Below are 3,193 nucleotides of genomic sequence, written 5' to 3'. Positions count from 1 at the left end.
CAGACCGCGATGAGTGTGTCGGGGGTGATGCCGGTTGCGCGGAGGTGGTGGGCGAGCTGGTTGGCGCGGTTGTTGATCTGTGTGTAGGTCCACTGTTCGTTGCCGTGGGTGACGGCGATGGCGTCGGGGTCGGTGGTGACGCGGTCCTCGATGAGGGAGTGGATGGTCGCGGTATCGGGGTAGGGGCCGGTCACCCCGTTCCAGTCGACCAGGATCTCCTGCCGCTCCCGCACCGTCAGCATGTTCAGCTCAGCGATGCGCGCCGCGGGAGCCGCCACGACGGACTCCAGCAGGGTGCGCAGGTGGCCGGCCATCCGCTCGATCGTCGCCGCGTCGAACCTGCTCCGGTCATAGACGAATCGGAACTCCAGGGCGCTGCCCGCCGACGCGACCAGGGTGAGCGGATAACCGGTGCGCTCCACGCAGTTGACCAGGCGGCGGGTCAGTCCCTCGGGGAAGTCCGACGGCTTCTGAACCACCGGATAGTTCTCGAAGACCAGGATGGACCGGAACAGCGGCTCCCCGCGGGCGATGCTGCTGTGCTTCTGAACATCGACCAGGTGGCAGTACTCCCACTGCCGCATCTCCAACTGCTCGTCCTGGAGGTCCCGCAGCCAGCTCGCGACTCCCATCTCACCCGTGAGCCGGCCGCGTACCGGCAGTGTGTTGATGAACAGCCCCATCATCGAGTCCACACTCGGCAGGTCGATCGAACGGCCCGAGATGGTCGAACCGAACAGCACCTCGTCGCGGCGGCTGTAGCGGGAGAGCAGGATCGACCACAGCCCCTGCACCAGGGTGTTCATCGTGATCCGCTGGGACCGGGCGTAGTCACGGGCCTGCGCGAACAGATCGGAGGAGGCGATCACTTCGAACTCCCCGACGCCCGTCTCCCCGGTGTCCCGGTCCACGTGCAGGTCGGTCGGCTCGGTGACCCCCGCCAGGTACTTCGTCCAGAAATCGGCCGAGGCATCGCCCTGCTGGGCGTTGAGCCACTCGATGTAGCGGCGGTACGGAACGGGTTTTGGCAGGGCGGCGGTTGTGCCGTCGAGCAGGGCGCGGTAGAGGGCGAACAGCTCCTTCTGGAGGATCTGAACGCTCCACCCGTCCAACAGGATGTGGTGGAACGACCAGACGACAAAGCGCCGTTCCTCTGCCGTTCGCAGCACGGTCACTCGCACCAGCGGCGCCCGCGACAGGTCGAACCCGCGCTCCCAGTCCTCCGCCAGGAAGGCGTCCAGTCGCTGTTCATGGTCGGGCAGGCCGCGCAGGTCCCGAATCGCGAAGGGCACGGGGGCCTGGCGCTGCACCACCTGCACCGGTTCCGACACGCCCTCCCAGACGAAGGCGCTCCGCAGGATCGAGTGCCGATCGACGAGCTGCTGCCACGCCTGTCCGAACAGTGCGTCGTCGAAGGGGCCTTCGACCTCTTCCGTCATCTGCACCATGTACGGGCGCGTGTCGGACGTGTCCTCCAGCGAGTGGTACAGCATCCCGAACTGCAGGGGCGAGAGCCCGTAGACGTCTTCCACGTTGTGCGTGCTCATATCGAGAACCTCTTCAGGATCGCGGCCATGTCGGTGTCACCGATGTCGGTGAGGGGAACGCCGGGGGTGGTCCGGCGGGAGTCGGCGGCGCCTTCGGCGCTGCCGGCGATCAGTACGCGCAGGTGGCCGATCACTCCCGCGGCCAGCCGCTCGACGGTCTGCCGGTCGTGCAGCGACGTCGAGTAGCCGACGTACACACCGAACGTGTCGCCCTCGACGGCCGCGGTCACGTCGAGGACGTTCCAGCGCATGCCGTCGGGACTGATCGAGTGGCCCTTGGGCTCGTTCGCGGGGGCGTACCGCCCGATGCCGGGGAGGTCCCGGCTGAACTGGCCCAGGTAGTTGAAGTTGACCTCCGGGACCGGCTGCCGGCCCAGGACGGACGCTACGTCGGGCGCCCCCAGATGACGCAGGATGCCGTAGCCGACGCCCTTGTTCGGGATCCGCTCCAGCTGTTCCTTGACGGAGTCGAGCGACGCAACCGGACCGGCGCCGGGCGCCAGCCGTAGCGCGACGGGGAACACGGACGTGAACCAGCCGACGGTACGCGACAGGTCGACGTCGGGAAACAGATCCTCGCGGCCGTGCCCCTCCAGACCGATCAAGGTCTCGTCGTCGCCGGTCCAGTCCCGCAGCGCCTGCGCGAGGGCGGTGAGCAGCACGTCGTTGATCTGCGTGCTGAAGACGCGAGGTACGTCCCTCAGCAGGGCGCGTGTCTCGTCGGGTGTGAGGGTCACCGCGACGGTGGACGCGGAGCCGAGGTCGTTGTGCCCGTCCCGGTCACGCGGAACCTGCTCGCCGGGCTTCGCCTCCGCCCAGTAGGCGAACTCGGCGCGTGCCGGCTCCGACTCCGCGAACGCGCGCAGCCGTTCCGCCCAGGCCCGGAAGGAGGTCGTCTTCGCGGGCAGCCGCGGTGCCTTGCCGGCGGCGCGCTGCTCGTAGCAAGTGCCCAGGTCCTCCAGGAGGATCCGCCAGGAGACGCCGTCGACCGCCAGGTGGTGCACGGCGATCAGCAGCCGCTGGCCCCGTGTCGCCCCCAGCTCCAGCAGGGCGCACCGGATCAGGGGTCCCTTCGCCAGGTCGAGGCCTCGCTGGGTCTCCTCCGCGACACCGAGAGACACCGAGTTCAGCGCGTCATCGGCGACATCGGACAGGTCGTGGACGTCGAGGATGCCGGTGTCCACCGACTCGTCCAGGTACTGGCGCCAGCCGTTCTCCCCGCTCTCGCACCGAAGGCGCAGAGCGTCGTGGTGTTCGATCAGGTCGGTCAGTGCCAGACGCAGGACGTCGGGGTCCAAGGCGTCGGTGGCCAGCAGCTCGGCCTGGTTGAAGTGATCGAACGCAGGTAGTTCCTTCTCGAAGAACCAGTGCTGGATCGGCGTCAGAGGTACGTCGCCCACCACGCGCCCCTGCTCCGCATCGACCAGCGTGGTCGCGCCGGCGTGGACCGCGATCTCGGCGATCGTCTGATGCTTGAAGATCATGCGCGGGGTGAGGTGCAGGCCGAACTTCTTCGCCCTGGCGATCATCTGGATGCTGATGATCGAGTCGCCGCCGAGTTCGAAGAAGTTGTCGTGGATGCCGATGGTGTCGATGCCGAGGATGTCGGTCCATATGGAGGTGAGTGTGCGTTCGGTGTTGGTGCG

2 protein-coding genes are annotated in these 3,193 nt (G+C 67.7%); both read right to left on the bottom strand.

The genetic code is table 11. The annotated features are described in order from the left end of the window. On the bottom strand, positions 1-1,547 hold a 1,547-nt coding region (locus tag ABT025_RS39290), incomplete at its 3' end, for a condensation domain-containing protein (protein ID WP_351003615.1). Beyond that, the coding region (locus ABT025_RS39285) for a condensation domain-containing protein (protein ID WP_351003614.1) at positions 1,544-3,193 on the bottom strand (1,650 nt) is incomplete at its 5' end. The genes ABT025_RS39285 and ABT025_RS39290, both read right to left, overlap by 4 nt.

Source organism: Streptomyces sp. NPDC002809 (assembly GCF_040295435.1).
In the GTDB taxonomy this organism is placed as follows: Bacteria; Actinomycetota; Actinomycetes; order Streptomycetales; family Streptomycetaceae; genus Streptomyces.
The sequence above is the reverse complement of the archived record's forward strand: the minus strand, read 5'-3'. Positions and strand labels throughout refer to the sequence as shown.